Below are 23,839 nucleotides of genomic sequence, written 5' to 3' on the forward strand. Positions count from 1 at the left end.
AAGTCGCAATATCTCCCGGAGTGCGTCAGGCGGGCTCGGCCTCGGCTCCGCTGTCGGTGAGTTCGTCGTCGGGCATCTTGTCGACGGCCTTGATCTTGCGTTCCCAGAAGTAGCGGCGCAGGAGGACCTTGACGGCGGCCGTCAGTGGGACGGCAAGCAGTGCTCCGACGAAGCCTCCGAGGATGAGCGACCAGAAGATCATCGAGAAGATCACGGTCATCGGGTGGAGCCCGACCGAGTCGCCAACGATCTTGGGTGCGGTGATGATGGAATTGATCTGCTGGGCGATGAAGAAAATCACGCCGACGCCAGCCACGTAGGCCCATGGGTTGTCGCCGAGGAAAGTCTGGTTCTCAGGAACTGAGAAATGGAAGTAGGCGATGATGCATGCGGGAATCAGGGTGATGATGTTGCCCACGAAGGGGATGATTCCGACGATGGCCATCAGCAGGCCAATCAGCATGCTGAGGGGGAGTCCGAAGAGCCAAAGACCGATGGCGATGAAGATGCCGTCGATGAAGGCCACGAGCACCTGGCCGCGGAAGAAGGAAATCAGGTAGCCATTGACCTCGGTGAGCGTCTCGACCAGCTCTGTCTTGAAGCGGGAGGCCTTGAGCGGGACGTATTCGTGCCAGTGCTCCTTGATGGCGGCGCTCTCCTTCAGGAAGAAGAACAGGTAGATGGGAACCATCATGAAACCGATGATCAGGCCGATGTAGCCAAATACCTTGGTGGTGCCGCCCTCGATCCAACCGAGCACTTCGTCCTGAAACCCGAGCAGGGTGCTCCAGAGCTTGGTCTGGTAGATCTCGATGTGGGGGTTCTTCAGTTCCTTGTTCTCAAACGCAAGGTCAAGGGCGTCGCTGAGTTCCTCGCCGCGCAGGGCATTCGGATTCTCCAGATCGTCCGGGGCGGAGAGCAGGGGGTCGATCATGGGCTGGGTCCATGGTCGGGTGTTTCGTTCCTTGATGAGGATGTCGATGACGGCCTGGTCGGCCGAACGCTTTTCTCCATTCTCCACCTGGCTGGCCTTCTGGCGCCTGAACTCGGCGATCTGGGAGCCGACGAGGGGGATCATGATGGAGATCAGGATCGCTGCGAGCAGGGTGAACAGACCGAAGGTGCTGATGACCGCGCGCATGCGCGAGAGTCCGCGCTTCTGGAACCAAACGACGACAGGGTCGAGCAGGTAGGCGACGATGCCGGCGACGGCGAGAGGGACGACGACGGGTTGGAGGAAGCCGAGGACCGAGCCGGTCAGATAGATGAAGCCGGTCAGCAGGGCTCCGAGCACCAGGATCGAGAAGCCGGTCGCAGCATTCCAGAGGGTCCGGACTTGGAAGTGGGTCGGGTAGGTTCGCATGGTCGCGGATTGGGTCTAGCAGAGATCATGCCCCCTCGTGGATGGAAAAGTCACCCGAGTTTGGAGCTGTCGCGGCGCTGGAGAATCCGGAGTCGTCCGGCTTCCCGCTACTCGCTGACCTTGTCGAGGATGCCGTTGACGAAGCGACCGGAGTCGGTGGTGCCGAACTTCTTGGCCAATTCGATGGCCTCGTTGATGGCGACCGGCTTGGGCACGTTGGGATTGTGTCGGATTTCCCAGGTGGCCAGGCGGAGGATGGCCCGGTCAATCGGGTCGATCCGCTCGGGTGCGAAGTTGTCGACGATCTGCTCCAGCGCCCCATCGATGGCTTCCCGTTCGCTGAGCACTGCGTCGACAACCTGATCGGTCTCGATCCGCAACGCTTCCATGTCGGCACGCGAATCGCGGATCTTCTTGAGCTCCGCGTGGTCCGGGAAGTCCTCCGGTCGCTCGATCATGCGGAGGCGGTCCGAGATGCGCTCGAGACGGTGGATGCTTCCGAGGATGGGTTCCAGCTGCGGGCGCAGCTTGGGCAGGTCCTCGGTGGAGCGGATGAATTCCGTGCGGGCTGCGGTAAGGTCGCGATTCAGGCTGAATAGATCCTCGAAGCTGTCGGAGAAACGGCGGCTGATGGCGTCGTCGTCACCCTCCTTGTTGAGCCGGGAGAGCTTGACGATGACGTCGGTCCAGCGGTCCTCGAGGTCGGTGATCCGCTCGAGCAGACGGGCGGTCGGTTCCAGGTCTTCGGATGAACGGAGTGCCGCTTGGGCGATGGGAAGTCGCTTGAGATACTCCGCGTGGCGGTTTTCCCGACCGAGGTTGAGGTGCTGGATGGTCTTCCAGGTGGCGAGCACGAGTGCCTTGCGATCGGACTCGGTGATGAACTGCCAGAAGGGCTCGCGCAGGGACGCGGGGGATGCTCCGCCTTCGAGGTCGGAGCAATAGAGGAATTGCACCACGGATTCGCGGATCTGCCGGCGACTTGGCATCTCAGGATTTCACTGGGGTGCTTCCGTCTAGCGGCATGGTGCGGTCGAGCTCCATGAAGACATCGACCATGGCGGCGGCGGCACGCGCGGCTTCCTTGCCGCGATTCAGGTTGGCACCGATGCAGCGGGCGTAGGCCTGCTTTTCGTCTTCGAGGAGAAGGACTTCATTGATGACCGGAACGCAGGTGGAAACCGCGAGGTTCTGGAGGGCGTCGGTGACCGAGCGCGCGACCAGGTCGGCGTGGGCGGTGGCGCCCTTGAGGATGACGCCGAGGGCGATCACGCAGGCGGGTTTCTGGCGTTGGAGCACGGCGGCGGCGGCGACGGGAACTTCAAAAGCTCCCGGAACGCGGACCAAATCGATGCGGGTCGATGGCATCAATTCACCGATCTCCTCGACAACATTATCGACGAGGGCATCGGCGAACTGCTCGTTGTATTTGGCCGCAACGATGCAGACACGGACCCGGGGTCCGATCATTCTGGGCTTGGGCGGTAGCGCCGTGGACATGCTCGTGGATATGGGCGGAGGTGGTGGAAAAGTCAACCGATGGCAGCAGTTCGCTGCCGGGTTTTTCCAAGGCGGGCCAAGCGCGGTTCAAATCTTGTGGCCCATGCGGTCGCGCTTGGTTTCGAGGTAGCGCTCGTTGTGGGGGTTCGAGGGCAGGCTGATGGGCAGCTGCTCGACGATTTCCAGACCGTATCCTTCCAGTCCGACGACCTTCTTCGGGTTGTTGGTCAGCAGTCGGATCTTCCCCACTCCAAGATCCTGGAGGATCTGGGCGCCCATGCCGTAGTCGCGCAGGTCGGCGGAGAAACCGAGCTTTTCGTTCGCCTCGATCGTGTCGAGGCCCTGCTCCTGAAGCTTGTAGGCGTGGATCTTCCCGGCGAGTCCGATGCCGCGGCCTTCCTGGCGGAGGTAAAGGAGCACGCCGCCTTCTTTCGAGATCCTCTCAAGCGCGGCGTCGAGCTGGCCACCGCAGTCGCAGCGCTTCGACATGAAGACATCGCCGGTGAGGCATTCCGAGTGCACGCGGACGAGGATCGGCTCATCCTTGGAAATCTCACCCCGGCTGAGGGCAAGGTGGTGGGAGCCGTCGGTTTCGATCCGGTAGAGGTGACAGTCGAACTCACCATGATCGGTGGGCAGCTTGATGGTCTCTTCGCGTTCGACGAGTTTCTCCTTCTTCCTGCGGTATTCGATCAGCTGGGCGATGGTGCAGGCCTTGAGCTGGTGGGTCTTCTGGAAGTCTCCCAATTCGCCGACGCGGGCCATGGTGCCGTCGTCGTTCATGATCTCGCAGATCACGCCGGCGGGTGGTTGTCCGGCGAGGCGTGCGAGGTCGATGGCGGCCTCGGTGTGGCCGGCCCGGCGCAGTGTTCCACCCGGCATGGCTTGGAGGGGGAAGACGTGGCCGGGTTGGACGAGGTCGTTGGCGGTGCTTTCCGGATTGGCGAGAATCTGAATGCAGCGGGCGCGGTCCGCGGCGGAGATCCCGGTGGTGATGCCGGTGGCGGCATCGACCGAAATGGTGAAGGCGGTCTTCATGCCCTCGCGGTTGCGGCGGGTCATGGGGGGAAGGTCGAGTTCCTCGGCGCGCTCCGCCGTGATCGGGGCGCAGATGAGGCCGCGGCCGTGGACGGCCATCAGGGACACGATCTCCGGGGTGCAGAGGGACGCGGCGGCGACCAGATCGGCCTCGTTCTCGCGCTCAGGGTCGTCGGCAACGATCACCGCCCGTCCGGCGGCGATGTCGGCGATGATTTCGTCAATGGGGCTGAAGTCGAGTGCGGTGGCCATCTGGGTGCCGGAGGCTCGTCTCTGGGACGCCTGCGGTCAAGGGGAAGGGCGCCGTGGTCGGCAGATGGCCTGCAGCCTGCTGGTCCGCCACACGGGGTGCGGCGGACCGGATGCCGATCAAATTTCGGTCAGGCCCTGCTCGCCGATCTCGGCGGCCAGCTCGTTGAACTCGGCCAGCTCGGCAGCGGTGAAGTGGAGTCCGCCTGCCTCGTCGGAGCGCTTGCGTGCTTCCGCCTCGAATTGACCGGGGAGGATGCACTTTTCGTTGCCGTGGCCGAGGATGTCCTGAACCACCTTCGTGAGGTTGGCCTTCTGGTCGCGTCCCTTGGCGAAATCGCCGCCGGAGATGGCGTCCGGGTGGATGACCTGGAAGTAGAAGGTCGTGGAGGTTTTCTCGTCGGCGGGAGCCTCGGCCTTGCGGCCGCGGATGGTGGGCAGGGAACCGCCGATCAGCGCGCCGTAGAGTTCGTTGAGCAGGCACATCGAGTATCCCTTGTGGGCACCGAAGGGGAGGAGGGCGGCGACTTCGTTGGGATCGGTGGTCGGGTTGCCGTTGGCATCGACGGCGGCGCCCGGAGGAAGCTCCTTGCCTTCGCGCTTGAGTGCCTGCACGCGCCCCATGGCCACGGTGGAGGTGGCCCAGTCGATGGTCAGCGGGAAACCTACGGCATCCATCGTAGGAAAGCCCCATGAGTGGGGGTTGGTGCCGAGGGTTGGGAACTTGCCGCCGAAGGGAACCACTTCAGCGAGGGCCGAGGTGCAGTTCGTGTAGGCGATGTAGCCGCGTTCTGCGGCGGCCATGACGTAGCCGCCACCCCAGAGGTAGTGGAAGGCGTTGTCGACGGAGACCTGGCCGATGCCGAACTCATCGGCAAGCTCGATGCAGCGATCGATCGCGCGGTAGGCGACCGACTGGCCGAGCTTGCGGTTGGCGTTCCAAGTCTCGGAGGCCTTGAACGGGCTGTCGATCACTTCGATTTCCGCACTCGGGACACAGCCACCGGCGGCGGACCCGAACAGATGGTCGAGGTGCAGGGCTTTCAGGGCGTGGTGGGTGCGGATGCCGTGGCGGGCGGCCTCGGCTGCAAGACGGGCTCCTTCGGCCGACTCATCCTCCGAAAAACCGCGTTGGCGGTAGGCGGCGGAAACTAGACGGTCGTGGTCGGCGCGGGAGACGGTGAGGAACTCGGACATGGTTGGGCCGAGTCATGCAACGAGGCTGTATGACAAATCAAGGGCCGATCTCGAATAAGCGACGAAAAACCCCGCCACTCCAAGGGAAACGGGCGTATCGAAGGCTACTGAGGTGCAGAATATTTTGGCTCTGTTAACTACCCTTAAGCACAAGATGAAGCGCCTTAATGTGGAAAATGATACCACATGTGGTGTTTTTGCGCTCCGAGGCTTTTCCCGTCGGGTGGCTCGCCTAGGCTGCGGTTTTGCCGGATCCCTCCCGGTTCACCTCTAACCCACCTCCTGTCGATGTATCTAAAATCTCTCGATATCCATGGCTTCAAGTCCTTTGCGGACAAGACGCACCTGGAGTTTCACGAAGGCGTAACCGGCATTGTCGGTCCCAATGGCTGCGGCAAATCCAATGTGGTCGATGCGATCCGCTGGGTGCTCGGCGAAACCTCCGCCAAGGCACTGCGTGGCGGGGAAATGGCCGACGTGATTTTCAGCGGCACGGAGCGACGCAAGCCACTCGGCATGGCCGAGGTGACTCTGACCATGGCGGACTGCGAGGAGTCGCTCGGGGTGGACTACAATGAAGTCGCCATCACGCGCCGGGTGTTCCGCGACGGCAAATCGGAGTATCGGCTCAATGGCACGCTGTGCCGTTTGAAGGACATTCACAACCTGTTCATGGATACCGGGATCGGCCGCACAGCCTACTCGATCATGGCGCAGGGTCAGATTGACCAGATCCTCTCGTCGAAGCCGGAAGAACGCCGGGCGGTGTTCGAGGAGGCGGCCGGCATCACGAAGTACAAGCGGGAGAAAAAGGACGCACTGCGCAAGCTGGACTACACGGAAGCGAACCTTCTGCGTGTGAGCGATGTGCTCGCCGAGCAGGAGCGCCGGATGAATTCGCTCAAGCGGCAGGTCTCGAAGGCGCGTCGCTACAAGGCACTTTCGGAAGACGTTCGGGTGCTCGATACCCATCTGGCGCACAAGCGTTATGTGGAGTTCGGCGCGGAGCGCGACGAGTTGAAGACATCGATCCGATCACTGGAGGCCACCGAGTGCGAGTTGGAGCGCTTGATGGAGCCGAAGGAGGAAGCAGTCGCTGATGCTCGTCTAACAGCACGGAATTTCGAAGGGGAACTGGCGGAGTTGCGCCAGGAGCTCAATGAGCACCGCAACCTGTTGGCCAGTGCGGAAGGCCGCATGGCTTTCAACAACGAGCGCCGTTCGGAACTCGAGGGTCGGGTCAGTCAGAACCGCGAGGAGATCGAAGCGACCAAGGAGAAGCTCGAGAAGCAGGAGTTCGACTTCGTTGCTGCGAACGAAGCCTTGGATCAGCTGGCTCGCCGGATCGCCGAAATGGAGATCCAGGTGGGTGAGCAGGAAGAGCGCACCAATCAGGCGCGCTCGCAGCGGGGTCACCTCGAAGCGCAACTTCGCGATGCGCGCTCGGAGGCGAACCGCACCCAGACGATGATCGCATCGATGCAGGCGAAGATCGAAAGCTCGCTTGCCCAGCTGGAGAACAGCCGCGAACGGGCCCGGCAGTTGGCCGACGAGGAGGAGCGGCTCAGCGTGGAGCTGGAAGAGGCGCGGAGTCAGTTCGAGCAAATCGTGGCTCAGCTCGAGGAGCAGGCGGCGAAGTCCGAGGAGCTGGAGGAGGCGTTTCAATCCGCCGAGCGTCAGTATCAACACAATCGGGGTGATCTCGATGCGGCGCGCACTGCGGCTGCGGAAGCTCACCGGACCTTGACCCAGCGTGCATCGCGTCTCGAGGTGCTCCGCCAGCTCGTGGCGAGTGGCGAGGGATTTGAAGCCGGAACCCGCAAGGTGCTCGACGGACTGGACGAACCGGATCGTTTCAAGCCGGGGATTCACGGCGTGCTGGCAGGCTTCCTCGATGCGGAGCAGAATAGCGCTCGAGCGATTGAAGCGGCCTTGGGCTCCCACCTTCAGGCCGTGCTGGTCGAGGATTCGGCGCTGGCCGAAGCGCTGATCGATCGACTCACCGAGAAGAAACTCGGGCACGCGGCTGTGCTGCCGAAGAATTTCGTCGAGACTTCCAGCGGCACCCAGATGGAAGCAGTTCCTGAGGGGGCCATCGGTTGGGCGCTCGACCGCGTGAAGGTCGATGACGGCGTGCGCAGTGTGATCGAACATCTCCTCGAGCGTGTGCTCGTGGTGCCGGATCTGGGTACGGCGCTGAAGCTGCGTGGCGACCATCCGGGTGTGACCTTTGCGACCCAGGGCGGCGAGCTTCTGGGTGCGGAAGGCGTGGTGCGTGGTGGTGCCGCGGGCAAGGGCAATGTCTCGGTGCTCGAGCGCCAGAACGAAGTCCGTGAGCTCGAAGGAGAGGTTGAGGCTCTCACCGAACAGGAAGAACAGGCGAAGGCCCGGGTGACGGAACTCGAAGAGGAGTTGGTGCGACTGCAGGAAGCCATGGAAGTGGCTCGCGAGCGCCAGCAACGCCACAAGGTGGAGCTGTCGACGCTGGACGGACAGCAGTCGCTGGCGAAGCGCGAAGTCGAAGGCGTGGAGAACAAGCTGGAGAGCGTGCGTTGGGAACGGGGTGACCTGGCCGAGCGCGAAGAGTCCGCCACCGAGGGACGCAGCACGCTTGAGGCCGAGCTGGCATCGGCGCGCGAACGGATGGAGGCCAGCGAGGCCGATCAGTCCCGTCTGCAGACCGAACTCGAGGGTGCGATCCGCGATGAGGCCGAGTTGGCGGAGACGCTGAACGAGATTCGTACGGCACTTGCCGTGGAACGACGGGCGAAGGAAGCGCAGGAGGAACAACAGCAGCCGATGGAGGCTCGTCTGGCGGAGCTGCGCGAGATCTCGATCAGGCGCGAGACCGAAATTGCCTCATTCCTCGAGCGTATCGAGAGTGCTGGTTCGGAGAACACTGAGTTGGCCGAACAGATCGAAACGCACCGGGCTGAATCGGAGGATCTGGAAACCGAGTTGGAATCCCGCGCTGGCCGCCGTGCCGAGTTGCTGGAAGCCATCGACCTTGCTGAAGGGGCTCTTTCGCAGGCGCGCAAGGAGTATGCCAAGGCATCCGAGCAGCGGGGCCGTGAAGAGGTGGCGATCACCAAGGTCGAACTGCGGCTGGAGAACCTGGTCAACGCGGTGCTGGAGCGCCACGACGTTGAGCTTGAGAAGTTCGAGCCGGATGCCCACGCCCTGCTGGTGTGCATCGATGCTCAGAAGAATGGCAGCGGCCGGGGCCGGACCCGTGTGGTGCAGGGTTCCGATTCCGAGGGTGAGGACGATGGTGAAGACGACGTGTCGGTGACTGTCGTCGACGCCGCGACGGACGAGATCGAGTTGCCTCCCGTGATGGAAGGGGAGCCGGATTGGGACTTCGTGGAAACCTGCGTGGCAGATTTGAAACGTCGCCTGGACTCGATGGGTCCTGTGAATGTGGACGCCATCGAGGAATATGAGGAGCTCGAGGCCCGCCACAACGATGTGCGGACCAACTACGAAGACCTCGTTTCCTCGAAGGAAGAGCTGCTTCAGGTCATCGAGCGCATCAACGAAGAGACCGAGCGTCGTTTCACCGAGACCTTCACGCAGGTTCGCAAGAACTTCCGCGATATGTTCAAGGAGCTCTTCGGTGAGAAGGGCAAGGCGGACCTCGAGTTGGTGGACGAGAGCGATCCGCTCGAGTCGGGCATCGACGTGATTGCCAAGCCGCCGGGCAAGAAGCTGCAATCCATCGCGCTGCTTTCGGGTGGTGAGCGATCGATGACCGCGGTCGCCCTGTTGTTCTCGATCTACATGATCAAGCCGAGTCCGTTCTGTGTGCTCGACGAGCTCGATGCGCCGCTGGACGAGTCGAACATTGGTCGCTTCGTCAAGGTGCTCGACCGCTTCGTCGGCAGCTCGCAGTTCATCATCGTGACCCACTCCAAGCGCACGATGAACCGTGCGGATGTGATGTATGGGGTGACGATGGAGGAGTTCGGTGTTTCCAAGCCGGTGGGCATGCGGATGACCGCCGCAAGCGACGAACAGAAGGGCGAAGCGAAGAGTGCCGCGCAGAAGGCGGCCCTCAGGCTGGATGCCTGAATTGGATTTCCGACAGGAGAGGGATGGGGGACGGTGGGATGTGGCCTGAGTGGGCCCGGTCGCCGTCCCCCAATTTTTTTTTGGCAGCTCAGCTCAGGAACGAGCAGACGTAGTGGCAGGCTTCGTCCTCGACCTTGATCGTGAAGCCCGAGTTGGCTGGAACGTCGAAGTGGGAGCCTGACTCCACATTCAGGGTTTCCTCGCTGTCGTCGAGGATGACCGTGCAACGGCCGCCGACGATGTCCATGCGCTCGGCGGCTTCGGTGCCGAAGTGGTAGCTGCCCGGGAGGATCACGCCGAGGGTCTTCTTTTCACCGGAGGCGGTGGTGATGGCGTGGGAGATGACTTTTCCGTCGAAGTAGATGTTCGCGAGGGCGGATGCGGTGACGTTGGTGAATTCCATGCGGAGCCCATAGTTGGGGGAGGTGCGATCGGCAAAGACAATTGTGGAGGGGGCGCGGGGTGTCTGGGGGGTAAACCCTTTGCAGACCGGCTGAGCTGGGTCAGGGTCCGCAGCTCATGGCGGCACTTGATCCAGACAGGGTGGCAGACAGGGACTCGAACGATGAGGTGCTCGGGGCGTTCCTCGATTTCATGATCGAGTCGGGGATCGAGCCGTATGACCATCAGGAGGAGGCGATTCTCGAGCTGTATGCGGGGAAGAACGTGATCCTCAACACGCCGACGGGATCGGGGAAGTCACTGGTTGCGCTGGCGCAGCAATTCAGGGCCGTGTGCCAGGGGCGTCGGTCCTATTACACGGTGCCGATCAAGGCGCTGGCCAACGAGAAGTTCCTGTCCCTGTGCAAGACCTTCGGCGCGGAGAAGGTGGGGATGATCACGGGGGATGCGACGGTGAATCCGAATGCGCCGGTGATCTGTTGTACGGCGGAAATCCTTTCGAACCTCGCGCTGCGCGAGGGTGCGTTGGCGGCGGTCGACGATGTGATCATGGACGAGTTCCACTACTACTCGGACCGTGAACGGGGGGTCGCGTGGCAGGTGCCCCTGCTGACCTTGCCCCAAGCTCAGTTTCTTCTGATGTCGGCGACCTTGGGTGAGACGATCTTCTTCGAGCGTGGGCTGACGGAACTGAACGGTCTGCCGACGGCCTTGGTGAAATCGGAGGAGCGTCCGGTGCCGCTGGAGTTCGACTACAGCACGACCGTGCTGGAGGAGAAGGTCGAGGAACTGGCCGAGGGAGGAAAAGCACCGATCTATCTGGTCCACTTCACACAGCGTTCCTGCGCTGAGACGGCACAGCGTCTGACGAGCAGGAATTTCTGCACCAAGGATGAGAAGGCGCAGATTGCCGAGGTGTTGGAGGATGCGGATTTCCGCAGTCCATATGGGAAGGAGATGAAGCGATTGCTCCGTCATGGTCTGGGTATCCACCATGCCGGTCTGCTGCCGAAGTACCGGGTGTTGGTCGAGAAGCTGGCGCAGCGCGGGCTGCTCAAGGTGATCTGCGGAACGGATACGCTCGGGGTGGGGGTGAATGTGCCGATCCGCACGGTGGTGTTCACCCAGCTCTTCAAGTACGGCGGTGAGAGTACGAAGATTCTCGCGGTGCGTGATTTCCGTCAGATCTGCGGGCGTGCGGGGCGGCGTGGATTTGATGACGTGGGCTATGTCGTGGCGCAGGCGCCGGAGCATGTGATCGAGAACCTGCGCGCCGAAGAGAAGGCGGCTGCGAAGGGAAAAAAGAGCAAGGCGATGAAAAAGAAGCCCCCGGAGAAGGGATTTGTGAACTGGGATGAGAAGACCTACCTCAAGCTCCAGAGCGCTCCGCCCGAGAAGCTGGTATCGAGTTTCCGGGTGAGCCACGGGATGCTGCTCGAAGTGCTGGGGCGGCGTGATCTCGACGGCTGCGCGGAAATGCGGCGGCTGATCAACGAGTGCCACGAGACGCCGAGCAAGAAGCGCGATCACCGACGGCGTGCCTTTGCCCTCTTCAAGGGGCTGGTCCAGGGTGGGGTGCTGACGATCGTGCCGAAGGAGGAGCGGGAAGGTCCATGGAAAGTGGAGCTCCATATCGACATGCAGGAGGATTTCTCGATGCACCAGGCGCTGGGCCTGTGGTTGCTGGATGCGATCCCGCAGCTCGAGGTGGAGGATGCGGAGTATCCGGTGAATCTGTTGTCACTGGTGGAAGCCATCCTTGAGGATCCGACGGCCGTGGTCCGCAAGCAGCTGGACAAGGCCAAGGGGGAGTTGCTTGCGGAACTCAAGGCGGATGGGGTCGAGTACGACGAGCGGATGGAGTTGCTGGAACAGGTGGAGATCCCCAAACCCGGGAAGGAATTCATCTATGCGACCTACAACGAGTTCGTGATCGAGCACCCATGGGCACGGGAGGCCGGGGTGCGGCCGAAGTCGATTGCCCGGGAGATGGTCGAGCGCCATGAGAGCTTCGAGGACTACGTGAAACGCTACGGCCTGGAGCGCAGTGAAGGGGTCCTGCTACGGCACCTGTCGGAGGTGTGGAAGGTGCTGGCGCAAACTGTCCCGCCGGCGGCGAAGACACCGGAGGTCGAGGAGATGGAAACCTTTCTCGAGAAGCTGGTGCGCGGGGTGGACTCCAGTCTCCTCGACGAGTGGCAGAAGCTCAGGGAACTGGAGGCCTCGCAATGAGTCAGCGGATGGGTCCCGTGTGGTGGGCGGCATCCCACGACTCGATCCCGATGGTTTTCAGGTAGGGCGCGGCGACTTCATCCTCACGGGGGGTGGCGAATGCCTTGTAGAGGTGCCAGATCGGTTTCTTTCCGTAAGGGTCGTCCTTGAAATCAGGGAACTTGCGGAGACCGATGCGGAGTCCTCCTTCGTGGCGGTTGTCGATCCAGTTGTGGTAGTGCCAGACTTCGATGGAGTCGATCTTCGCCATCTTCTTCCACGCGTAGGCCATGCCCGCCGCCTGTTCGGTCAGGTCCTTGGCCGAGTAGGTCGGTGAATTGAATCCGTTCTCGGTCAGGTGGATTGGACGAATTTGTCCCTGATAGAGGAAGCGTGGAAGCTTCATGTAGGCATCGAGGACTTCCAGGTTGTGTGGTGTGACCTTGTCGGTTTCGAATTCGAAGGTTGCCTGATGGTCCTTCCATGTCGTCGGAACCCGTAGACTCTGGGGATAGGGGTGGTAGGCAAGGGCCCACGGGAAGTCGCCCTCGACACGGCAGTAGGTGGCGAGGAGATCGAGCATCTGCTTGGAGCCATAGAAGCGGGGCGTGCCGGCCTTTGCCCAGTGGTGCGTCAGTGAAATGAATGGACGACTATGGGGGTCGTACTGGCGGGAGATGAGATCCACGAGCCGCATCGAGCGCTGATGGAGATCCATGAAGACAAGGGCGGGTTTCTCGCCGACGTTGGTCCACGTCCATGCGGCGTCGACCTCGTTGTGGATGATCCAGTGGTGGAGGCGGCCGTATTTGCCATCCGGGCGGGTCCAGCGCTCGGTCATCAGGTGGATGATGGCGCCGTAGATGCCGATGCCCTCTTCTGAAACGACGTCGGGGTGGGCGTAGGTGCCTTCCTTCACGGCGTCCGGGTGGCCCAGCTTGCGGACCACGGCATTGCCTCCGCGAGCGGGATTGGACACGAGCAGCACCCCGGAGACGACGGCCTTGTGTTTGGCGGCCTCGATGAGGGTTCTGTCGTAGCGCTGCAGAACCTGTTCGTTGGCGTGGTAGGTCCGGCCTTGCCACTGGAAGGGTCGGGTGTTCGGGCCGGCAGTGGGGGACAGCACGGTGTGAGCCAGGATGTTCACGGTGACGGCCGAGATGTCGAGTTCCTCGAGTTCGTTCGGCAGTCGTCCATGGCTCCAGCCGCCGAGGCCCTTCTTATGGCGCGGTTTTTCAGCGGCGAGCCCGGGACGGATGCAGGCGACCTTTTCCGCGTAGCGTGCGTGGGAAACCGGGGTGATGAGCTCCCCGTTCTTGCGAACCAGTTGCCAGCGCGACGTCAGTCGGTCGTAGTCCCGGTTCGATCTCTTGCGTTTCCGGGGTAGCTCGGTTTCGAACCGGCCGTCGTCGGCCGTCTGGATGGCGACGAGTGTTTCAAAGCAAGCGGGGTCCTCGATCAGGAGATCCATGGGGATGTCGGCAAGCATCAGCTCGCCTTCGCCTGCGGGTGCGCTTCCGCGAACGATCACGCTGCTTTCGGTCAATTCCACGGACTCGATGGTCGCCGGGAAGTCCAGGTTCAGGTAGTCGCGGAGGGCTTGTTCGGAAGAGGCAGAGGGCCGGGATGATTTGGCCTTGAAGTCGCCGGGGCGCTCGGCACGGATCTGCATGTTCCGGAGTTGGAGCACCCGGCCTGCGGGGAGGGGGAGATCCAGCCGAAGCGCGTTCCAGCCGGCTGGCAGGGGTTTGCCGGGCTGGCTCAGGCGCGCCACGTAGGGGGTCCATGCTTCGCTGTGGGTCAGCTCGGGGAGGTAGCGGGCGGTTCTCGGCTCAAAAGGTGGCCCGGGGAGGACGGCGTAGGTCGGCATCCCACCGACGCAGAAGTAGTCCATCGAGAGTACCAGGTTCTGGCCTTTCGCGGCTTGGCTGGGTGTTACGATGATCGAATGGGGGCCGGTGATTTCGATCATCCCCGCTTCGGTAATCTTGAATTGCTTGGTTCCCTCGACGGCGCTGCGCACATCGAGTGGGGCTCCAGCGGGTGCGGCAGTAGCCCCCAAAGTGAGAGCCGCGCTGAGGACGACGAGAAGGCGAGAGATTGACATGATGACTGGGTAGTAAAGGAAACGTTTCCTGATGGGCGATTCTACGGGGGGCTGGGTGGCCACATTTCATGAATCGTTCGGGTGGGGCATTCCGTGGTGGCTCCTAATTTTCAGGCTAGTGGACGCATGGCCCAAGAAAGTCCGGTGGCCAACCGTTCTGGGAGGGAATGATGCGGGTGGCGGCTAATCGACCCGCGGCACCCTTCGTACGGTTCGTGCGATTGGCGCAGCAATCGGGCATCAAGGATGTGACGCTCGCCGTCAGGGAGAGCTCCTGAGCGCCTCGATGATGGCACTTCTTGGAACGTCTACCAAACGCGCGCCCAGATTACCTTGAGGTAGCGGGATTCGGGGTAATTGGAGAGCGTCGGGTGATCGGGTCCGGGGCCGGTGCGGTCGAAGATCTGCAGGCGTCGACCGAGCTTGTGGACGGCGGTGGTCACGAGCTTCTCGAACTCGAACTCATTGAGCATGCCCGAGCATGAGCAGGTGACAAGGAAGCCCCCGGGTCGAACGAGTTGGGCGGCGAGCTTGTTGAGGTCGTGGTATTTGCCACGGCCTTTCTCGTCGTCCCTGCCGGTCACGAACTTCGGAGGGTCGGCGAGCACGAGGTCCCATTCGCGCCCGTTCTCCACCATGGTTCGGGCCCAGGTGAAGGCATCGGCGTGGGTGAACTTGATGCGCGTACCGTTGAGGTTGGCATTGCGTTGGGCCATGGCGATGGCCTTCTCGTCGAGATCGACCGCATGGATTTCCTTGGCTCCGGCCTTGGCGGCGTGGACGCTGAAGCCTCCTGAGTAGCAGCAAAGATCGAGCATGGACCTGCCGCTTGCCAGCTTGGCGAGTCGCAGTCGGTTGTCGCGCTGATCGCAGAAGAAGCCGGTCTTGTGGCCCTCGGCGAAGTCGATTTCGAAGGTGGCCCCATGTTCATCGATCTTCACTTTGCGGATCCCGGGAGTGGCGAGGGGGTGGGCCTGTTTGGTCGGGATGCACTCGATCCGAGCGAGCTTCGGATCGATCTGGATGTGGGTGCGCTCGGTGCCAAAGGCTTCGTGCAGGGCGGGGATCCAGGTGTCGAGCCGTTGCCAGGCGGCAAGGGTGGTGATTTCGAGTGAAAGGATGTCGCCGAAGCGATCCGCGACCAGGCCGGGCAGGCGGTCGGCATCGGCGTGGATGCAGCGGTATGCGGAGGTGTGTTCGCCCAAGTGGAAGATTCCTTTGCGAAGTTCGGCGGCATCGCGGATGGCATCGATGAAGAAATCCTCGTCGATCGGGTCCTTGCCGTGGCTGACGATGCGCAGCGGCATGTTTGAGCGGGGATTGAAGAATCCCCAACCGAAGGTCTCGCCCTGCTTGTCGAGCACCTCCACGAGGTCCCCGGGTTTGGCGTCGGGGGACACCTCGCCGATCATCTTCGGCCAGATGGACGGGTGGAAGGAAACGGTCTTGATCGAAACGGTCGGCACGCGGCGAGGATGAGCATCGATTTCCGAACATGAAACGCCGAAAACCGGCCGGGGGAGAATTCGCGGGCGAATTTGGAATGGCATATCTGCGGGGTGGGGTGTCTTCTAGTTCTCATGCAGAAGAAAAAGAAAATGTCCGGGTGTGGGATCGCCGCGCTGATCGGGGGCTTGCTGATCCTCGGAGTCATCGTGCTCGCGGTGTTCGGTTTCTACTGGATGTTCTCGGCGCGCAAGATGGAGGTGGAGGAGAAGGTCGCGATGGCCCAGTCGGCTGCGATCCGGGATTCCGCCATTGCCTCTCTCGATGAGGACGGACGGCTGCTCTACGACGAGTCGGACTGGCCGGTATTCGAGCCGCTGAAGCCGGGTGATGCAGTCTCACGGGACCACTATCTGATTTCGACCATCGACACGACGGCCACGGAATTGGCGAGGGAGAACTTTCGCGAGCGGGCAGATGGTGCCCCGGTGGCATGGACGATGAAACTCGAGGATGTGAGCTCTGGACCGGGCGATGAACTGGTGGCCGATTTCGTGATCACCTACGGCATTCGTCATCGCGGTGGCGGTGGCAGCTACAGTCAGCTCAATGTGACGGCGGTATTCGGTGAGGAGGAGCGGGAGTCGTTGCTGAAGCTCCGCCGCGGGAATTGGGTGACCGTCAACGGCACCCTGTCGCTATCGGGCAGGCAGCCGCGGATCCTCGATGCAAACATCGTGAAACCGGATGTGATCAACGAGAAGCAAGGGGAGTGAGGGCGCTGACTTCCGGGTGATTCCGATGATGTCATGGAAATGGTAGCCCTTCTGACGCTGATCGCTCTCCTGCAGCTCACGTCGTGTGTCCTCTACGGAGTCTATCTTTGTCGGTATGAGGACGATTTCCCTGGTCGGGTGGTCAACTTCTTCCTGATCACCATTCCAGGGCTCGGAATTCTGTTTTATCTTGTGGCCCGCTCGGGGTGTCGGAATCGCGCGTCGAAAGCGGTTTCCGAGCCGGGAGATGGATCGAGCGGATGGTAGTGCGATTTCTTAAATTACGGTGGATGTCGTAGTTTTTGTTCCGTTGGCTGCGGTGCTGATGGGTCAGGAGTTCGCAGCCAGTTCCTCGAGGGTTTCCCACCGATTGTAGAGTTCGGCGGCGCGGGTTTTGGCGGTGTCCAGTGCCTCGACGACCTTGGGGACCTCGTTGAAATTCTCCGCTTGGAATGCGGGGTCGTTGAGTTTGCTTTCGAGGGCTTCGACCTCGGCCTCGGCCTCCATGATGCGCTCTTCCATGCCTTTGAGTTCCTTGCGCTCGGCGAGGGTCAGCTTGCGCGGCTTTGCCTGGCGCGGCTGGGTGGCCTTGCGGCGGGCTTCCGCGTCGCGCGCGGCGGCTGCGGCTTGGATTCGCTCGGCGTTCTCCCGCTGCTGCCGCTTCTCGAGGTAATACGAGTAGTTGCCCGGAGTGATGTGCACGCCCGAGTCCTCGAAGGCGACGATTTGGTCGCAGACGCGGTCGAGGAAGTAGCGGTCGTGGGAGACGACCAGCACGCTGCCGGGGAAGTCTGCGAGGGCTTCCTCAAGCATGCGCAGCGAGGGGAGGTCCAGGTCGTTGGTGGGTTCGTCGAGGACGAGGAGGTTGCCGCCGGTCTTCAGGACCTTGGCGAGCATGAGCCGGGCACGCTCGCCACCGGAGAGGAGGTCGACCCGTTCATTGATCCGGTCATCGGAGAAAAGGAAGCGCCGAAGGTAGGCACGAGCTCCGAGGAGTTCGTTGCCGAAGTGGAGCTTTTCGTTGCCGTCGGCGACTTCATCGAGAAGCGATCCTGATCCATCGAGAACCATGCGGGTTTGGTCGATGTAGTTCACCTTCACCCGCTTTCCGAGAGTGGCTTTCCCTTCGCTGGGCTGGATCTGGTCGAGGCACAGCTTGAGGAGAGTGGTCTTGCCGACGCCGTTGCGTCCGACGATGCCCGTGCATTGGCCAGGGCGGAGTATGAGGTCGAGCTTGCGGAACAGCCAACGGGGCGACTGCTCGCTGCCGACGTTGACGCCGGCTTTCTCGAGTTCGACGACGGTATTGCCCAACTCCGGCGGCGGGGGGATGAGGAGGTCCATCTCGCGCTCTTCGGGAGGGGCTTCGATCCCATCGATCTCGTAGAACTTGTCGAGGCGATGGCGGGATTTGGTGGTGCGCGCCTTGACGCCGGCCCGCACCCACTCGAGCTCTTCGCGCAGGAAGCGCTGGCGTCGACGTTCCGTCTGGCTGGCGATCTGTTGGCGGATTGCCTTGGCCTCGAGGAAAGCGGTGTAGTTGCCCGGGTGGGAGAAGGCGGTGCCGTGATCGATCTCGACGATGCGGGTTGCGATGACATCGAGGAAATAGCGGTCGTGGGTGACGAAGATTACTGCGCCCGTGTAGGTTTTGAGGAAGTCCTCAAGCCAGCGGATGGAGTCGGCATCGAGGTGGTTGGTTGGCTCATCGAGCAGGAGCAGGTCGGGTTGGGATGCGAGCGCCCGGCACAGGGCGACGCGGCGTTTTTCTCCACCCGAGAGCGGGCCGGTTTCGGACTCGAGAGGTGGGGTGCCGAGTTTGTTGGCCAAGGACTGGATCCGGGCATCGAGGTTCCAGCCGTCGGCATGCTCGATGAGGTGGAGGAGTTCCGCGAGCTCGTCTTCGCTGCCGTCGCCTTCCTCGTATCTGCGGATGGCCTCGACGACATCGGCTGCTCCGGCGGCGATGTTTTCGTGGATGGATCGAGTCGGATCCAACTCGAACTCCTGGGGAAGGTATCCGACCCGCAACTGGCGGCGACGAGAGATGTCACCCGAGTCCGGGGCCGACTCTTCGGCGAGGATCTTGAGCAGGGAGGTCTTGCCGCATCCGTTGCGGCCGACCAGTCCGACCTTCTCTCCTGCCGAGACGGCCAGGGTGACACCATCGAGGAGGGTCTGGGGTCCGTAGGCGAGCCGGATTTCGTTGGCGGATAGGAGAGCGGACATGCGGGCGAGATCAACGGCCAGTGAGCGCTGCATTGCAACCCGCATCACTCCTGATCGGCCAACTTCAGGGCGCCGCGGGCGGCATGGGTGGCCGTGGCAAAGCATCCCTGAATGAGGTAGCCTCCGGTGGGTGCTTCCCAGTCGATCATTTCCCCGCATGCGTAGACGCCGGGAAGCCGGCGAAGCTGCAGGGAGTCGTCGAGCTCGCTCCAGGCGATGCCGCCCGCCGAGGAAATTGCCTCGTCGATGGGCCGCGGTCGGGTGAGCGGGATGACGAGTCCCTTCACGGCGCGGCAAAGGGTGTCCACATTGTCGAAGGGCCCGGCGACATGATCGAGGATCAGCGCGGCGTGGCGGGTGAGCTTCAGTCGCTCACATGCATTGTCGAGGAAGTCCTTCCGCACGCTCTCCATCTTGCGCAGCAGCCCCTCAAGGGGGACCTCCGGCTTCAGGTCGATCTCGATGACCGGTGCCGGCATCTCGCGAAGAAACGGACCAAGTTGATAGATGGCGCCTCCCTCGAAGCCATAGCGGGTGGGCATCAACTCGCCCTGGATCCGGATCGGGCCGGCCGACACGGCGAGGTTCTTCATCGGTTGGCCTTCGATGCGGCCGACGAGCTCCGCGGGCCAGTCGACTTCCCATCCGCAGTTGGCGGGTTGGAGCGGGGTGATGACGATGCCATGACTTTGCAGGAGCGAGGTCCACTTGCCGTCTGACCCGGTTTTCGACCACGAGGCACCACCCAGCGCGAGGATCGCGGCGTCGAAGACAAGTGGATCACCGTGGTTGAACTGGAGCGTGACCTGCTCGTTGGCATCGAGCGAGGTGAGGGTGTGGTTGACCTGAAATAGGACGCCTTGTTTGCGGAGTCTCTCCACCCACCTTCGCAGCAGGGGGGCGGCCTTCATTTCCTTCGGGTAGACGCGTCCGGTTCGTTGCTCGAAGGTTTCGATGCCGAGCTGGGCGGCCCAGTTGCGCAGGTCGGTCGGTGAGAACGAGCGAATGATCCGGGCAAAATGTTCGGCGGGCATGCCGGGGCCCGAGTAGCGGGTGACGAACTGATCGAGGTCCTCCCCGTGCGTGATGTTCAGCCCGCCGTAGCCTGCCACGAGGAGTTTGCGTCCCACCGATCGCTTGCCTTCAAACACGGTGACTTTGGCACCGCCAGCGGCACAAGCTTCTGCCGCACGAAGACCTGCAGGGCCTCCGCCGATGATGGCGATATTCGGAGATTCGGGCACCGGAGGAGGGTGCTGGTGACGGTCGCCGGGTTCAAGCCCGGGGGTCACAGGGAGAAGGGAAGCGGAAGAGCCTTCCTTCGGCTCATGGCTGGATGGCGCTATCAAGGCACGGCGACCACTTCCCAACCGGTCGATTGGAAGCCGGCGCTGGCGGCGGGGCTGAGTGAACCACCGAGGAGAAGGCGACGCTTGCCTGCGCCCAGGTCCTGTCGGCCTGCGAACTCGGCGACCTGGGCGGTCCAGAAGACTTCATCAACCGGTGCCGGAACTTCCATGACTCCATCCGCCGTGATGCCGGCCGGGAGACGACCGAAGACCTTGAGTTCCTGATAGGGGGCGAGGCGGTGCCGCTTGATGAGCTCTTCCAGCGCTTGGTTGAGAAACTCGACCTGGCGGACTTCCGCCAGTCCTTGGGCGATGCCGATGACCTCCGCCTTGGCGGGGCCGGCGGGCAGTTTCTTCAAGGACTCCACGATCGAGTGACGAAGCGAGATGGTCATGGCGGGGTTGAGGAGCACTTCATTGATCACCGTTTCCGAGACTCCCATGGCGACGAGCGCTTCGCGATCGCGCAGGTTGAGTTCGCCGGGCGTGGTGTCGTAGATGTCCTCGGGAAGGCCCACTGCCTTGGTGGCTGTCAGGGCGACGGAGGCTCCTCCTGATGCCGCGGCGGCTCCGACCCGAAGAGGAAGGCCGCCGGCGAAGAAGGCCCAGGTGACCTTTTCCATCTCGTCCTGAAGGCGCTGGTTATCCGAGTAGGGGTCGACCCCGAGTTGGCGGGCGGTGTCCAACTTGGCGAGATCGAACCCGGCAACGCTCTTGGCGGCTTCGCCGATGCCGCGTCCGGTGTCGGCAAGTGCCTCGCTGGTTTCTTCTTCACCGGACTCGTCGATCTTACGCCCGACCTTGCGCGCGGCGTTGCCGATCGAGTCACCCACTTTGCTGAAAAAATGGCCGACGGTTTTCGGTGCCTGTTTGATGGCTTCCTGGGGGTCGTCGACGATGTTCTTCACGGCATCAATCGGTGCCTCGACGGATTTCTTGAGTCCATCGGCGAAGAGGTCGCTCTTGCTGACGGCGGCCAGCTTGGCGATGGCGCCGAGTTCCTGGACTCTCTCTTCGAGTTGACGTCGGCCGACGCACTTGAACACGCCGAAGTCGGAATCGATGGTGTAGTGGGTGAGGTATCCATCGCTGGGCGCCATCTCACGGACCCGGTGGTGGGGGCCCTGAAGGAGTTCGGCGGGCAGGATTTGGGATGCCTGAAGGACCGGGGCCACTTCGAAGGCCTTCGCCTCCAGGGCGCTGGCGAAGGAGGTGAGGGCGACGCAGGCAAAGCCGGTCAGGATTGGTGTTTTCATGCCACCATGCATCGACCTTTCGCCTCATGGGTGTCAAGGGTGCAGACTCATTCTTCGCAGGGGCCGGACTCAATGGCTTTTGCCGCGAGCCTTCTGCACGCCCGTGACCACCAGCCATGCGATGGCCCCGGTGGCGAGTCCGACGACTCCGTTGAGTAGGGCTTCGGAGAGGGCGCTGAGGAAGGTGCCGACATCTTCGATGGCCCCGATCTTGTGGACCATGCCTTCGATGGAGTGATGCAGCCAAGGGAGACCGTGGGCAATGATGCCTCCACCGACGAGGAACATGGCAGCCGTGCCAACGATGGTCAGGCCCTTCATCAGGAAGGGTGCGAACCACAGGATGCCGCGGCCCATGGAGCGGGAGGCGGCCCCGGTTTTCTGGCTGAGATGAAGCCCGAGGTCATCGAGCTTCACGATCCCGGCGACCAGTCCATAGACCCCGGCGGTCATGACGACAGCGATGATGGACAGGACGAGGAGCTGGGTGGAGAAGGTCGAGTCGGCGACGATGCCCAGCGTGATGGCGATGATTTCGGCGGATAGGACGAAGTCCGTGCGAATGGCGCCCTTGACTTTGGCCTTCTCCGTGTCAACCGGGGCGGGTGGGGCAGCGAGTTCCTTCGCGACCTGCTCCGGCATCTTCTTACTGCGGTGGAAGAAGTGATGGATGAGCTTTTCGGTGCCCTCGAAGCACAGGTAGGTGCCGCCGACCATCAGGAGAGGTGTGATCAACCACGGGGCCACCGCGCTGATGCCGAGTGCAACCGGGACGAGGATGAGTTTGTTGACGAAGGATCCCTTGGCGACGGCCCAGACGACGGGCAGCTCCCTCTTGGCGACAACGCCGCTGACCTGTTGCGCATTGAGGGCGAGGTCGTCACCCAGCACACCGGCGGTCTTCGATGCCGCCGTCTTGGTCATGACCGACACGTCGTCAAGGATCGACGCGATGTCGTCTAACAGAGTCAGGAGACTTCCAAAGGCCATGATGGGTTGGGTGAGGAGAGGGACTCAGTCTTCGATCTCCTCGATCCAGATGTTCCGGAATCTCACCGGATTGCCGTGGTCCTGCAGGGCGATGGGTCCCTTGTCGCCGTGGGCCTTGTATTCGGAAACCGAGTGAGGTCCACGCCAGCCCGTGCCGCCGGAGAGTTCGACGTCATCATGGATGGTCACGCCGTTGTGGATGACGGTGAAGCGTGCCTTGCGGGTGACCTTTCCATCCTTGTCGAAGATGGGGCGGTGGAAGGTGATGTCGTAGGTCTGCCACTCTCCGGGTGGGCGGCTTGCATTCACCTTCGGGACGGCCCGGCCGTAGATCGCACCGCACTGTCCATCGGGGTAGGTCTGGTTCTCGTAGGAATCCAGGATCTGGACTTCATAGATGCCCATCAGGAAGAGCCCGCTGTTGCCACGTCCCTGGCCGGCACCCTTGACCTTCGCGGGAGTGGCGAACTCGAGATGAAGGCGGCAGGATCCGAACTCTTCCTTGGTTTGAATGTAGCCGGCGCCCTTGACCGACTCCATCGCGCCATCGACGAGCTTCCATTCCTTGTCGCCTTTCTTGGTCGGTACCCACTGCGCCATCGACTCGGCGGAGCCATCGAAGAGCACCTTGGCGGATGCCGGGGCCTTGGCCTTTTCCGCATCGTAGGGCGGAGGGGTGACGACCTTGGGTTGCGGTTGTTTGGCGGGGTCCGTCTCGTGGACCTTGATGCCGTCGATGAACATGTATTCGACCTTCTTGTCGTTCTCGATCCGGATCTCCTTCTTGATCACGGGTTCGGCCGACGCGCAGGTCAGCAGGGCGGTCGAAGTCAGGAGAATCCGCGTGGTAGTGAGCATGAACCATGTTTGCGGAAGGTGCGTGGGGAATCAAGGCTGGAGGACGGAAGCGGCCAGCGGGCGGGTTGGCCTTGTTTGTCCCGTGGTTTCGGCAATGGTCGCCGCATGAAGCCGTATGTGCAACTCGCCGAGGTCCGATTGGACGATGGTACCCTGTATTCGCTCCACCGACATGACGGCCGGTTCTATCTGAAGTACAACGGTCTGGAGCTGATGAGCACGTCGCTGACGTACTCCGAGCAGCAATTGGCGGATCTGGGTTGTCAGGCGATTGCGGAAGGGGCGCCGAAGCGTCCCGCCTGTCCGAGGGTGCTGATTGGTGGTCTCGGCATGGGGTTCACCCTGAAACGGGTGCTGGAGGTGGTGGGTCGTCCGGCTCACGTCGACGTCGCCGAGTTGGTTCCCGAAATCATCGAGTGGAATCGGACCTTCCTCGCCGAGCACAATGGTCCGCTCATGGATGACCCGAGGACCCACGTCCATCTGGCGGACCTCTACGACTGCCTGCCGAAGCGTCCGGAGGATCGCTACGACGCCATCCTCATCGATATCGATGACACCCCTGAGATGCTCATCACGGAGGACAACAGCAAGCTCTACACCCAGTCGTTTCTCGCCAAGTTGAAGGGCTCCCTGAACCCGGGTGGATGCCTCGCCTACTGGCTCGGCGCACCAATGCCGAAGTTCGTGAAGTCACTCATGAAGGCCGGGTTCCACGTGGAGGAGACCAAGACGAAGCCGCACGAACGGTCGAAGCAATTCCGCCACCGGATCTACGTGGCGCGGCCGAAGTAGGG

At 62.3% G+C, this 23,839-nt stretch carries 18 protein-coding genes; 5 read left to right on the top strand and 13 right to left on the bottom strand.

Annotated features, from left to right (window positions below; translation table 11 throughout):
• Window positions 1-25 precede the first annotated feature (25 nt).
• The 5 genes from JIN81_RS08215 to JIN81_RS08235 all read right to left on the bottom strand — a co-directional run bounded on the left by JIN81_RS08215 (window position 26) and on the right by JIN81_RS08235 (window position 5,347).
• Entirely contained in the window at window positions 26-1,363 is a 1,338-nt protein-coding gene (locus tag JIN81_RS08215; RefSeq protein ID WP_200278448.1) for an AI-2E family transporter, read from the bottom strand.
• Between the two features lie 107 nt (window positions 1,364-1,470).
• On the bottom strand, window positions 1,471-2,352 hold the full coding sequence (gene nusB, locus JIN81_RS08220; protein ID WP_200278449.1) for a transcription antitermination factor NusB: 882 nt from the start codon (window positions 2,350-2,352) through the stop codon (window positions 1,471-1,473).
• A 1-nt stretch (window position 2,353) separates the two neighbouring features.
• A complete protein-coding gene (gene ribH, locus JIN81_RS08225; RefSeq protein ID WP_200278450.1) occupies window positions 2,354-2,863 on the bottom strand; it encodes a 6,7-dimethyl-8-ribityllumazine synthase in 510 nt (169 codons plus the stop codon).
• Between the two features lie 87 nt (window positions 2,864-2,950).
• On the bottom strand, window positions 2,951-4,153 hold the full coding sequence (locus JIN81_RS08230; RefSeq protein WP_200278451.1) for a bifunctional 3,4-dihydroxy-2-butanone-4-phosphate synthase/GTP cyclohydrolase II: 1,203 nt from the start codon (window positions 4,151-4,153) through the stop codon (window positions 2,951-2,953).
• Between the two features lie 117 nt (window positions 4,154-4,270).
• Window positions 4,271-5,347 carry an Ldh family oxidoreductase gene (locus JIN81_RS08235; protein ID WP_200278452.1) on the bottom strand — a complete coding sequence of 359 codons (1,077 nt, stop codon included), beginning with the start codon at window positions 5,345-5,347 and terminating at the stop codon, window positions 4,271-4,273.
• A 288-nt stretch (window positions 5,348-5,635) separates the two neighbouring features.
• Between JIN81_RS08235 and smc the strand changes: the two genes are divergently transcribed.
• A complete protein-coding gene (gene smc, locus JIN81_RS08240; protein ID WP_200278453.1) occupies window positions 5,636-9,418 on the top strand; it encodes a chromosome segregation protein SMC in 3,783 nt (1,260 codons plus the stop codon).
• An 88-nt stretch (window positions 9,419-9,506) separates the two neighbouring features.
• Here the strand turns inward: smc and ppnP are convergent, their stop codons facing one another.
• Window positions 9,507-9,821 carry a pyrimidine/purine nucleoside phosphorylase gene (ppnP, locus tag JIN81_RS08245; protein WP_200278454.1) on the bottom strand — a complete coding sequence of 105 codons (315 nt, stop codon included), beginning with the start codon at window positions 9,819-9,821 and terminating at the stop codon, window positions 9,507-9,509.
• 140 nt (window positions 9,822-9,961) lie between these two features.
• Between ppnP and JIN81_RS08250 the strand changes: the two genes are divergently transcribed.
• Complete coding sequence (locus tag JIN81_RS08250; protein WP_325100863.1) at window positions 9,962-12,052, top strand: DEAD/DEAH box helicase; 2,091 nt, start codon at window positions 9,962-9,964, stop codon at window positions 12,050-12,052.
• Window position 12,053: 1 nt separating this feature from the next.
• On the opposite strand, the gene JIN81_RS08255 is transcribed toward JIN81_RS08250, so the two are convergent.
• On the bottom strand, window positions 12,054-14,138 hold the full coding sequence (locus JIN81_RS08255; protein ID WP_200278456.1) for a DUF5722 domain-containing protein: 2,085 nt from the start codon (window positions 14,136-14,138) through the stop codon (window positions 12,054-12,056).
• A 308-nt stretch (window positions 14,139-14,446) separates the two neighbouring features.
• The gene (locus tag JIN81_RS08260; protein WP_200278457.1) at window positions 14,447-15,604 is read right to left on the bottom strand and encodes a class I SAM-dependent rRNA methyltransferase; all 1,158 of its coding nucleotides are present in this window, start codon (window positions 15,602-15,604) and stop codon (window positions 14,447-14,449) included.
• Window positions 15,605-15,718: 114 nt separating this feature from the next.
• Here JIN81_RS08260 and JIN81_RS08265 point away from each other — a divergent pair, with 114 nt between their 5' ends.
• Both JIN81_RS08265 and JIN81_RS08270 read left to right on the top strand, forming a co-directional pair.
• Entirely contained in the window at window positions 15,719-16,360 is a 642-nt protein-coding gene (locus JIN81_RS08265) for a hypothetical protein (RefSeq protein ID WP_234044592.1), read from the top strand.
• A gap of 39 nt (window positions 16,361-16,399) precedes the next feature.
• A complete protein-coding gene (locus JIN81_RS08270) occupies window positions 16,400-16,627 on the top strand; it encodes a hypothetical protein (RefSeq protein WP_234044593.1) in 228 nt (75 codons plus the stop codon).
• A 63-nt stretch (window positions 16,628-16,690) separates the two neighbouring features.
• Here the strand turns inward: JIN81_RS08270 and JIN81_RS08275 are convergent, their stop codons facing one another.
• The 5 genes from JIN81_RS08275 to JIN81_RS08295 form a co-directional block, all read right to left on the bottom strand.
• Window positions 16,691-18,589, bottom strand: coding sequence for an ABC-F family ATP-binding cassette domain-containing protein (locus JIN81_RS08275; RefSeq protein ID WP_200278460.1), 1,899 nt, complete (start codon window positions 18,587-18,589; stop codon window positions 16,691-16,693).
• A gap of 44 nt (window positions 18,590-18,633) precedes the next feature.
• On the bottom strand, window positions 18,634-19,833 hold the full coding sequence (locus JIN81_RS08280) for a BaiN/RdsA family NAD(P)/FAD-dependent oxidoreductase (protein ID WP_200278461.1): 1,200 nt from the start codon (window positions 19,831-19,833) through the stop codon (window positions 18,634-18,636).
• Window positions 19,834-19,934: 101 nt separating this feature from the next.
• Window positions 19,935-21,194 carry a hypothetical protein gene (locus JIN81_RS08285; protein WP_200278462.1) on the bottom strand — a complete coding sequence of 420 codons (1,260 nt, stop codon included), beginning with the start codon at window positions 21,192-21,194 and terminating at the stop codon, window positions 19,935-19,937.
• 69 nt (window positions 21,195-21,263) lie between these two features.
• A complete protein-coding gene (locus tag JIN81_RS08290; RefSeq protein ID WP_200278463.1) occupies window positions 21,264-22,184 on the bottom strand; it encodes a DUF808 domain-containing protein in 921 nt (306 codons plus the stop codon).
• 24 nt (window positions 22,185-22,208) lie between these two features.
• The gene (locus tag JIN81_RS08295) at window positions 22,209-23,042 is read right to left on the bottom strand and encodes a 3-keto-disaccharide hydrolase (protein WP_200278464.1); all 834 of its coding nucleotides are present in this window, start codon (window positions 23,040-23,042) and stop codon (window positions 22,209-22,211) included.
• Between the two features lie 105 nt (window positions 23,043-23,147).
• On the opposite strand from JIN81_RS08295, the gene JIN81_RS08300 reads away from it, so the two are divergent.
• Window positions 23,148-23,837 carry a spermine/spermidine synthase domain-containing protein gene (locus JIN81_RS08300; RefSeq protein ID WP_200278465.1) on the top strand — a complete coding sequence of 230 codons (690 nt, stop codon included), beginning with the start codon at window positions 23,148-23,150 and terminating at the stop codon, window positions 23,835-23,837.
• Window positions 23,838-23,839: the final 2 nt, after the last annotated feature.

The organism is Haloferula rosea (assembly GCF_016595525.1).
GTDB classification, from domain to species: Bacteria; Verrucomicrobiota; Verrucomicrobiia; order Verrucomicrobiales; family Akkermansiaceae; genus Haloferula; species Haloferula rosea.